Raw genomic sequence first — 9,572 nt, forward strand, 5'->3', positions numbered from 1 at the left:
AAATAGAGAAATTGTAGTGATCACAACGAATAATAGGGCGAAAACTTTCAGAATCAAAGTTAATGCAAAAGATCCGTATTTTATACCAAGTTTTTCTATATCAACTCTTGATACTCTCTATTACACAGATATTAACGATAAGAAAGCGATCAGGAATTCTTTCATTTGATTTAGAAAAGAAGTAAAAGATCAACACTCTATAAGACAACATCACTTGGAATTAATCTAGAGCTATGTGGAACAAATGATAACCTCTACATTCTAGAGTCATCTAGTGGTAAGAAGTCATTCACTAATTTATATAGACTCAACTATATTGAAACTGATATCTCAAAAAGAGACTTTCTCTTCGAATCTGCCAAAGGACCTGCACACTCTCTCCACTGTCAAAATGACAAAGAGAGAATTTTCTTCATCAAGAATTTAACTGGCTTATCTGGTAAAACTTCTGAAGTGCTATCTTATCACTTAAAAGAAAAAAAGGCCTTTATACACTCAGACCTCAAATTTGTGACAAACCTTCTTTCGATAGAAGGAAAGCTCTATATACCATTTAGGAAAAAAATCTATGTTCTTGATGATCTTAAAGGTAAATTTAAAATAAATAAGGAACTCAAAGAAGATGATTAGAAAATCACTTTTTGCCACATTTATTCTTGTAAACCTAAGCTTGAATAGCTTGGCCAGTGACTTTGAGTTTTCAAAAGAAGTTCCTCCATTAACTGCTGCTCTATTAAAAGAAAATTTTCTTAGTAAAAAAATTACTAAAACACAGATTGGCACATTTAATAAACTAATAGCTAAGAACCACGGGGAAATTCTTTTCCTGGATGAAGAGATCGTTAAAGCAACTCTCAACCACTCTAAATCTCTTAAGAAGGGTTACAAAGTTATAGATCATAAGATGTATGAATTACTCACACAAAAGGTGAAAACTCTTCCTGAAAACATGCCGTTTTCTAAATTAATTTACAAGTCACTACTCCAAGATCTTTCTGAATTATTAACAGAGCCAGAACTCAAACAATTTGGCGCCTTTCAAAAGAAGAAGCTTAACAAGATTGATAATAAGACAAGAATGTTTTCAAGAAAAGTTGCACTTCTTACACCATGGATTAGACTTGCTCTAAGTAAAGAGAGTGAGATTCTCAACGATACGCTCAATGAATACTCTTACGAAATGTATCAGCGTTTAGTAAAAATTCTTGAACTAACATCAAGGGCCTATCCTAAAAACCTATCCGATAAGAAAGTTTTTGTTCAAATAAAAGACCAGGGACTCGAAAAGGCCAGAAAGGAACTTAAAGACCTTACTTTTGAAGTGGCTCCCGACCCTAGTCCAGCCTATCAAGCACCTTCACAATTACCACAACCTGTTGATGACTGGGTCCCTGTTGATGAGACCATCATTGAGGACGGCGTTCCATTAACAAAGGATGAGCTCTTTCCTGAGCCAGACCCAGACTACGAAGCGCCAAAAGTGCTCCCAAAACCTGTAGATAACTGGGAATAACCCTCTGCGCAACTTCGCAATTTCTTTAGACCGATGACGCAAGCTGTGATATACAGAAAGCTAGGTTTCAAACCTCATTAACTCAGTAAAAGGACGATTTCTATGACGCAGGAATTATCAAAAACTTATAGCCCTACAGATGTAGAAAAGAAGTGGTATAAAACTTGGGAAGAAGGTAAGCACTTTGCTCCTAAAAAAGGTAAAGTCGATGAAGGATTTTGTATCATCATGCCTCCGCCAAACGTCACAGGAAAACTTCACGCTGGACACGCTCTTGATATCACAACTCAGGATGCACTGATTCGATTCAAAAGAATGAAAGGTTATGAAACTCTCTTTCTTCCAGGAATGGACCACGCCGGTATTGCAACTCAATCTAAAGTTGAAGAACTTGTTTGGAATGAAAGTAAGAAGACAAGACATGACTTTACTCGTGAAGAGTTCTTAGAGAAAATCTGGGCCTGGAAAGAAGAGTATGGCGGTTTTATTGCTGAACAACAAAGAGTTATGGGTGCTTCATGTGACTGGGACTACTCAATGTTCACAATGGATGCAGAACCAAATGAAGCTGTTAGAGAAGCTTTTGTTGAGCTCTACAATCAAGGTCTAATTTATCAATCAGACTATATCGTAAACTGGGACCCAGTACTTCAATCGGCCATTTCAGATGCTGAAGTAGAACATAAAGAAGTTCAAGGTGCCTTCTATCATATCAACTACAAGGTAGCTGATAGCGACGTCATTCTAGAAGTAGCTACAACGAGACCAGAAACTCTACTTGGAGATACGGCCGTAGCAGTTAACCCAAATGATGAGAGGTTCTCTCACCTCATTGGAAAAAAAGCTATCGTTCCTATTTGTAATAGAGAAGTTCCGATTATTGGTGATGAACACGTTGATATGGAAAAAGGAACTGGTTGCCTTAAGGTAACTCCTGGTCACGACTTCAACGACTTTGAAATCGGTCAGAGAAATAACCTAGAAATTATTAATATCTTGAATAAGGATGGAACTCTCAATAAGCATGGTCTTGAATGGGAAGGACTCACTTGTAAGAAAGCAAGAAACAAAGTTGTTGCAAAGCTTGAAGAACTTGGACTCTTTGTAAAAGAAGAAAAGCATATCCACCAAGTTGGACATGGAGATAGGTCAAAAGCTGTTATTGAACCAATGGTTTCGAAGCAATGGTTTGTTAACGTACAAGACATGGCGAAAGAAGCTGTTCAAGCAGTTGAAACAGACAAAACAAAGTTCTACCCTAAGGGATGGGAAAATACTTACTTCTCTTGGTTAAGAGAACCAAGAAACTGGTGTGTTTCACGTCAATTATGGTGGGGACACAGAATTCCAGTTTTTAATTGTCAATCATGTGACCACCAATGGGCCGACAAGGAAGTTACACCAAAATCTTGTCCAAAATGTAATGAGACTAAATTTGAGCAAGATCCAGATGTTCTTGATACTTGGTTCTCATCAGGGCTGTGGCCAATGACAACTCTTGGTTGGCCAAACAAAGAAAGAATGAAAGAAAGAGGGTTTGATAGATTCTACCCGACAAGTGTTCTTGTAACTGGTTTTGATATCATTTTCTTCTGGGTAGCTAGAATGATGATGATGGGAATGAAGTTCTCAAATGAAATTCCATTTCACAAAGTATATATCCACGCGATCGTTAGAGATAAACAAGGTCGTAAAATGAGTAAGTCTCTAGGTAACGGTATTGACCCAATCGAAATGGTTGATACTTATGGAGCAGATGCGTTTAGATTCACTCTAGCGGCAGGTTCTGGATACAATAGAAATATTAATCTCGATCCAGAAAGAATCGGCGGATACAGAAATTTCATTAATAAGATCTGGAATGCATTTAGATTTATTTCTCCAGTATTAGAAGTTGCCTCATCGGATCTCCCTCAAAATCTTGATGATCAAGAAAAATGGATTCTTTCAGAGCTTAACGACACGACAAAAGCGATGAATGAGTCAATTGAAGATTTTAGATATGATGATTCATGTTCAGCGATCTACTCTTTTGTTTATGATAGTTTCTGCTCATGGTTTATTGAACTCTCTAAGAATATCTTAAATGGAGATGACGAACAGAAAAAAGCCCAAAGAGCTTCTGTTCTAAAGTACTGTTTTAGAGAAATCGTCGGTCTTCTTCACCCAATGACTCCTTTTATAACTGAGGAATTATGGACACACCTTAAAAAAGAAGAAGAAGGATTACTCATCAATCACGATTATCCAGAGTTTAAAGAATCTCTAATCTATAAAGATGAACAAGAGATGATGAACAAATTTATTGAAGTTGTCTCATCAGTTAGATTCTTAAGACAATCTGTAAATATAAAACCTAAAGATGAAGTTGTTGTTGCACTCTTTACTGATGAAGCTGAAACAGCAGAATACTTTAAGACAAATATTGATGGAATTAAAGAGCTTGCAAGAGCTAAGGATGTCCAAATCACTGAGAAATCTGCGACAAGACCTTCAAAAGCTATCATGAAGGCAACTACTCATACAGAGATATTTCTTCCTCTAGAAGGTGTCATTGATCTTACAGAGCAAGTTAAGAGACTTGAAAAAGACTTAACTAAAACTCAAAAAGAATACGATAAAGTTGCCAAGAAAATTGGAAACGAAAAGTTTATGGCAAATGCAAAACCGGAAGTAGTTGAGGAAGTTAAGGCGAAAGCAAAAGACTTTGAGGAACAACTCAAATCTATTCAAGAAAGACTTGAAGCATTCAAATCATAATAAAAGGGAGACTAAGTCTCCCTTTTTTATTTCTCTACATAAACACCTGAGGCAAGAATATATTTGTCCTTACACAATCTATAGTAAGCAATTTTTGATAAAACTCGATCATCTCCGGGCTTAGAGTAAGAATAACGTGTCATCCCCTTCTTATCCTTTATTGCATTTGTCACAATTTCATCTCTAAACATCTTTCCTTTTACATCAGGCTTTCCTTTATAATTCTTTCCAACAAGAGATGTTTTTGGATGAGCAATAATATTGACTTCTTTATCATATGCAAAAACATAGAGCTCAGGTGTATCCTTATCTTTGAAAGGATGTTTCCCTGCATTTATTAACTTTAAAATCTCTTCTGGTTGTGAAGACTGCTCAATTTGCTCACAAGAGTCTTTAACCAACTGCTGCGCCTTTCGCTTCATCACTCTAAAAGGTGAAGCAAAGACAAATGAACTCATTAAACAAACAATTAAAACTTTTTTCATTTCTACTCCGTGTATTATTTAGAACTAAATTTTAAGGCCATGCCTTTTATCAAAGTATGATCTAGCTTAGGGATGAGTGACCTTTCGGTAAAATAGAGTCATTCTTTTAGTCAGATAAATATCGACTATTTATTTCTCTAGAATTTGTCAAAACCTATTAGATCTCGGTAAAATCTATGGAGTGAAAGCAAAGAAACTAATTCCTCTATTTATGCTATTAATAGCAAGCTCAGATTCTTGGTCTGCAGTAGATTCTGGAGATGGAAGCGATGGAGCTTGTGATCTTGCAACGCTTTCACCAATTAATACCTCAGTAAAATCTCTCTATAACTGTACTAACGTGACAAGCAGTGGCGCTATAACCGTTACAGGGACAAATACACTCATTATAAAGTCGCAAGGTGATATCACTATTTCAAATTCCATTAATCTCTCAGGAGGAAATGGTGTTAATCAAACAGCAGGAACTGCTATTTCTGGTGGATATAATGGTGGAATCAACACTGCAAATGGAAATGGGCCAAGTGCAGGAACTTTCGGACTTGCTGGTGGGGATGCTTCTGATGGAAGTGGAGAGGAAGCTGCCGGAGGTGGTGGATCGGGTGGCTCAAACGGAACACTTGGTAGTGCAGGCTCAGCAGGAACAGAAGATGCGACAACTCCTGATATACCAGGAACTGGAGCAAGTGCACCAACTAACACAGCTCATTCAGCCTCAACTCTTACAACATCACTTAGAGGTGGTGCCGGTGGAGGAGGTGGCGGAAATGGTGACTTCGCAGCAAGTGGCAATGACCCAGGAGGCGCAGGTGGTGCCGGTGGTGGCGCACTCATTCTCTTCGCAGCGGGGAATATTGACATTAATGCGACAATTACGGCCAATGGTGGAAATGGAGCTCAAGGTAATTATACAGCTGATGCACCTGGTGGTTCTGGCGGTGGTGGTGCCGGTGGCACAATCTTCATTCGATCTGATTTAAACGTAAATATTACGGCGGCCATATCTGCTTCAGGTGGCACCGGCGGAACTGGAAATAATTCGGGAACCTCAATTGGTGGAGCCGGAGGTAATGGTGGAGATGGAGTTATTCGTATAGATGATATTGATGGCACAATTGTTGGTGTTGGATTAACAACTCCTACTGCTACAACCTTCTCAACAGGTGTTTCTACGACAACATCTCAAACAAGTTTTTCAAGTGACATCAGTCCAGGGTGTGCCCTAAATTCAAACGAGAGCAAAGAGTCATTCTTAATGCTCTTTCTTATACTTGTTATCTTCCAATTCGGATTTTTAAAGATCAAGAAATTTCAAGAAATCGAAGCTACTAGGTAACTCATCATCTCCAACTGTTAAAGTATGACCATAACCAAGTTGTCCCTTAGTTCCTTGACCTATACATTTAACATGGCCCTTATCTTTAGTTAAGAAACAGGTGTGGTTTGATCCACCCGCAACAGACTCAACTTCTGCTCCTAAACTAATCACTGGAATAGATGATGGCAGTTCATCATCACCAATCATATTTGTATTACCTTGTCCTAATTTTCCTAAACCGCCATGTCCCCAACACTTAGCCTCATTATTCGTAGAAATTGCACAAGTTGTAATATTACCTGCGTAAATAAACTTCGATTCAAAGCCAATATCAATATTCGGAACATCTTTAGGAAGTTCATCATCACCAATTTGGTCCTTATGCCCACGCCCAAGTTGACCTGTGTTATTTCCTCCAAAACAAGTCACATTACTATCTGAAAGAAGTGCACAAGTATGCCTCGCCCCTGTCGTTACCATAATCGCAGGTTTCGAGATTTGAGCTTTTGCAATTGAGCTTATAGACTCATCATCACCAATATTATCTGTATGCCCTAGTCCAAGTTGTCCAAACTGATTCCAACCCCAACAATAGAGGTTTCCTCCATCTAAAATTGCACAAGCGTGGTAAGACAAGGTACTAAGATCCATTTGAATTGCTGATCCTGAGATACTAACATTTGGAGATGTTGCTAAGGTTTCATTGTCTCCAATATTTTCTGTTGAAGATATACCAAGTTGTCCATATCTATTATCTCCCCAGCACTTTATTGTACCATTCGTGAATAAAGCACAGTTATGATAGGTTCCTGAGTATAACTTTCTAATATTAGTTCCAAGATCAAGATAAGGTATTGATGAGATAGGCTCATCATCCCCCATATGATTTGTATGACCTAGACCAAGTTGTCCATATTCATTTCTACCGAAACACTTCACTTTATAAGTCTCGGTCAGAACACATGTATGACTTGCGCCAGTAGTAACTTGGATAGCCCTTTCTCCATTAAGATCAATCGCAGGAATTGAAGTCGCGATTTCATCATCCCCAAGGTTTACTTTATTACCTTGGCCAAGCTGACCATAAGCATTGTCTCCCCAACACTTAACCTCTCCATTCGCAATTAGAGCACAGGAATGAAATGCTCCTGTTGCAATCTGAACAACTTCTTTGGAAACCTTTGGTTTTTCACAATACTGTAAATCTGCGATTGAAAATGTATCTCTAGCTTGAGTTAATGACACAATATTAAGTTCAATATCATAAGTGTGGGCCACTTCTACACCATTAACAAATGTACGAATTGTATCTTTATCAATATTACTTACTTTAGGGTTGAAATGATTAATAGGCTCCATCTTAGTCATAGCTAAGAGACCTAGCTTAGAAAGTCCATTGCCATAGTCACCATTGGCCATATCAACAGTAATTCCACCTGACTGTTCGATAGTTTCCAAATAACCGTAGCCTAATTCATTTTCACCTTTATATGGAATAGTGTTTAGGTTGTTATAGAGAACTCCTCCTACAACAAGTGGTTTCTCTCCAGCTCTTGCTTTTAAATTAGAAAGAACGATCTCAGGAGTGATGATTCTATTCCCATCACCATCGACACAGTCTCTAGTAAAACTAGAGTCTTCTTTTCCTTGTGGGTCAGGAACAGGTGTGACTCCTTCAGGATAAGCAGCACAAACATCTTGCTCATCAGCGACAAAAACAACAACTAAGGCAGCGTCATCTCTATAAAAACCTTGATCCTGTATTGCCTGAAAGTTTGTTTCTGAAAGTGATTTATTTAACGAGAATAAACCTTCTTCACCACCATCCGATGCACCATCAGTATGAGGGTTATACATTTTTGTTCTTAGGTGTGTCTTAATCTCATCCATAGTATGAATTTGATTATCTAAAATAAGTGGTTCAGTTCCACGTTGATAAAGTTTTCCTGAACGAGCGGAAGTAGACCCATGACCTAAAACAACTCCTACACGTACATCAGCAATACTTGGAAGCATTCCTAGAAAACTATCAAAGCCATCAGCAATGGCAGCTCTTTCATCCTTAATTGATCCCGATGTGTCAGGCACAATAAGAATATCGATTTTTCGTGTAATCGCCTCTTCAGGAATTTGGTAACGTTCTTGATAGCACTGAACACCTAAATCAGGAAGAGGAGGAAGGGAAGCTCCCGGAACTGTCACGGCATCTTCCAAGGCTTCTTCAACTTCTGGCTGTGGTGTACATGAAAAAAGAATAAGGGAAACCGTAACAAGTGACAGCACTTTGCCTAAAGTTTTATAAAATGGTGTGACTTGTTCTTGATTTCCCATATATCCTCTATTCTGTATCAAAATTATAATTTTTAATCAGGTTTAATAGAATTTCGGACACTTAGAATGAAATTGTTAAGAAAAAGGCCTCAGAATGTGACAAAAACTTAAGGATATCTCAATATTTCTTGAAAGATTTCCCCACTCCTACAAATATTATTTGTGATTCTTCTGAGTCAGAAAACTTTGAAATCTTCCCACCAAAACTTAAGTCTATGTCATGTTTGAAGACTCTCACTGGTTTTCTCAAAGATAACTCTACAGAACTTAATCCTCCCAGACTAACTCTTGAAAAAACTTTTAAGTAATCTAGATCAAATACAAAAGAGGCAAGGGCCGAGACATGTGTTTTTTTCTTTTCCACAACACTGTCATTTTCAACTAAGTAAGAAGTACCATTCCAAATTGAAGCACCTATTCCCCATGTATGGAATGACCAATCTCTTCGGTATTCTAGGTTCAATATATTTCTAGAAAAATCCAAGTCATCAAAGACTGTTCCTGAACTCTTTTGGAAATCAGCTGCAATTTTAGAGTCTTGATAATATTTGGTCATATAAATATTGAATGAAAGAATATCAGTTCCATCAATATCAATACTATTTTGATTAACTATATTCTCATAAGTTACTAGCTGTGGCCTCAGTTCAAGACCAAATTCTGACTTAGGTTTTCTCCAACTTTTCTTTTCAACAATTCTCTTAAGAACCTCAACCCTTCTTTTCTTTGAAACCAAAGATCCACTTCTAATTCTCCAATAGAAAGTATTAAACTTCACATTTCGAAGTTTCAATTCCTCTATTGAGAGTCTTATTGTCTTTACCTTTGTAAAACTAGGATCCTTAGAAATTTCGACGAGGTATTTTCGTCCTTTAATTTTCTCCCACTTTAATGTGATCTTCTCGTCAGAAAAATACTGTCTTCCATGATAAGGAGAAATCAGTTTTATGAACCTAACCCTCTTTTCTTTTTTCTTTTCTTTCTGTATTTCAACTTCTGAAAATTCTGAAAACTCACCAACTTGATCCCAATAATCAACCGAAGCAATCCTCCATTTATACTTACCTATCGCAGGAAACTTCCAATCAAAAAAACTTTCTTCTGTATCAGAAGAATGAATCATTTTATCTTCTTGATAAATTTCAATTTTATATTTTTTTCACAT

Annotated in this window: 7 protein-coding genes; 4 read left to right on the plus strand and 3 right to left on the minus strand. The window is 37.4% G+C overall.

What is annotated here, in order from left to right; all coding sequences use genetic code 11:
• Window positions 1-453: 453 nt before the first annotated feature.
• The 3 genes from M901_RS17740 to M901_RS04300 all read left to right on the plus strand — a co-directional run bounded on the left by M901_RS17740 (window position 454) and on the right by M901_RS04300 (window position 4,273).
• Window positions 454-630, plus strand: coding sequence for a hypothetical protein (locus M901_RS17740; RefSeq protein WP_198295342.1), 177 nt, complete (start codon window positions 454-456; stop codon window positions 628-630).
• Window positions 623-1,513, plus strand: a complete 891-nt coding sequence (locus M901_RS04295; RefSeq protein ID WP_021276962.1) for a hypothetical protein — start codon at window positions 623-625, stop codon at window positions 1,511-1,513. The genes M901_RS17740 and M901_RS04295 overlap by 8 nt, the downstream gene beginning before the upstream one ends.
• Before the next feature lie 102 nt (window positions 1,514-1,615).
• Complete coding sequence (locus tag M901_RS04300; protein ID WP_021276961.1) at window positions 1,616-4,273, plus strand: valine--tRNA ligase; 2,658 nt, start codon at window positions 1,616-1,618, stop codon at window positions 4,271-4,273.
• 26 nt (window positions 4,274-4,299) lie between these two features.
• Here the strand turns inward: M901_RS04300 and M901_RS04305 are convergent, their stop codons facing one another.
• Window positions 4,300-4,758, minus strand: coding sequence for a cache domain-containing protein (locus M901_RS04305; RefSeq protein ID WP_021276965.1), 459 nt, complete (start codon window positions 4,756-4,758; stop codon window positions 4,300-4,302).
• Window positions 4,759-4,939: 181 nt separating this feature from the next.
• On the opposite strand from M901_RS04305, the gene M901_RS04310 reads away from it, so the two are divergent.
• Window positions 4,940-6,094 carry a hypothetical protein gene (locus tag M901_RS04310; protein ID WP_021276959.1) on the plus strand — a complete coding sequence of 385 codons (1,155 nt, stop codon included), beginning with the start codon at window positions 4,940-4,942 and terminating at the stop codon, window positions 6,092-6,094.
• Here M901_RS04310 and M901_RS16245 read toward each other — a convergent pair.
• Together M901_RS16245 and M901_RS04320 are read right to left on the minus strand one after the other, a co-directional pair.
• Window positions 6,053-8,407: a chromosome condensation regulator RCC1 repeat protein gene (locus M901_RS16245; RefSeq protein ID WP_021276964.1), complete on the minus strand. Its 2,355-nt coding sequence runs from the start codon at window positions 8,405-8,407 to the stop codon at window positions 6,053-6,055. The two genes, M901_RS04310 and M901_RS16245, sit on opposite strands and share 42 nt — an antisense overlap.
• A gap of 118 nt (window positions 8,408-8,525) precedes the next feature.
• Window positions 8,526-9,530, minus strand: a complete 1,005-nt coding sequence (locus M901_RS04320) for a hypothetical protein (RefSeq protein WP_021276963.1) — start codon at window positions 9,528-9,530, stop codon at window positions 8,526-8,528.
• Window positions 9,531-9,572 lie beyond the last annotated feature (42 nt).

Source organism: Bacteriovorax sp. DB6_IX, from assembly GCF_000447775.1.
Lineage (GTDB): Bacteria > Bdellovibrionota > Bacteriovoracia > Bacteriovoracales > Bacteriovoracaceae > Halobacteriovorax_A.

Excerpts from the sequence above, each read along its gene's own strand:
- M901_RS04295 (WP_021276962.1), top strand. The coding sequence starts at position 623 with ATGATTAGAAAATCACTTTTTGCCACATTTATTCTTGTAAACCTAAGC.
- M901_RS16245 (WP_021276964.1), bottom strand. The coding sequence starts at position 8,407 with ATGGGAAATCAAGAACAAGTCACACCATTTTATAAAACTTTAGGCAAA.
- M901_RS04305 (WP_021276965.1), bottom strand. The coding sequence starts at position 4,758 with ATGAAAAAAGTTTTAATTGTTTGTTTAATGAGTTCATTTGTCTTTGCT.
- M901_RS04320 (WP_021276963.1), bottom strand. The coding sequence starts at position 9,530 with ATGATTCATTCTTCTGATACAGAAGAAAGTTTTTTTGATTGGAAGTTT.
- M901_RS04300 (WP_021276961.1), top strand. The coding sequence starts at position 1,616 with ATGACGCAGGAATTATCAAAAACTTATAGCCCTACAGATGTAGAAAAG.